The sequence below is a fragment of the Lysinibacillus zambalensis genome (assembly GCF_040183165.1).
Taxonomy (GTDB): Bacteria; Bacillota; Bacilli; order Bacillales_A; family Planococcaceae; genus Lysinibacillus; species Lysinibacillus zambalensis.
Window position 1 is genome coordinate 1 of record NZ_JBEGDG010000073.1, and the last position, 445, is coordinate 445.

The window sequence follows — 445 nt, forward strand, 5'->3', positions numbered from 1 at the left end:
AATATCAATGCCTGTGTAAGCGTTCAGTTGTTTCGCATTTTGAAAGCGGCGGATGTCACCAATCTCTCCAATTAATCGGCACGCCGTTGAATCGCCAATCCCGGGAATCGAACGAAATACTAGATATTCTTTTCGTCCTTCCGACAATTCCACCATCTGTTTCAAAAGCGTATCTTTCTTCTCTAGTAAATCCGTAATGCGAGCTGCGTAATCTCGTACTTGATCACAACGAATATCTGTGGGTTTAATCGCCGGGTAACTATTTTCAGCTGCTTCTAATAATGTAATAGCTTTAGCCTCTGCACGCATTAGCGATAGGTTTTTTCGCGTATTGACCTTTAAACGATTTTTAATAATCGTTTTTGAAGGGGCCTGTAAAAGTGCGGGATGCGGATATAGTTGTACAATATTTAAAAATAGTGCTGAACTCGGTGTAATCAGCTTT

General features: G+C 40.7%; 1 protein-coding gene. It reads right to left on the bottom strand.

The window, feature by feature from the left end; translation table 11 throughout:
* A partial coding sequence (locus tag ABNX05_RS26580) for a transposase (RefSeq protein ID WP_349662346.1) occupies positions 1 to 445 on the bottom strand: 445 nt, incomplete at both ends.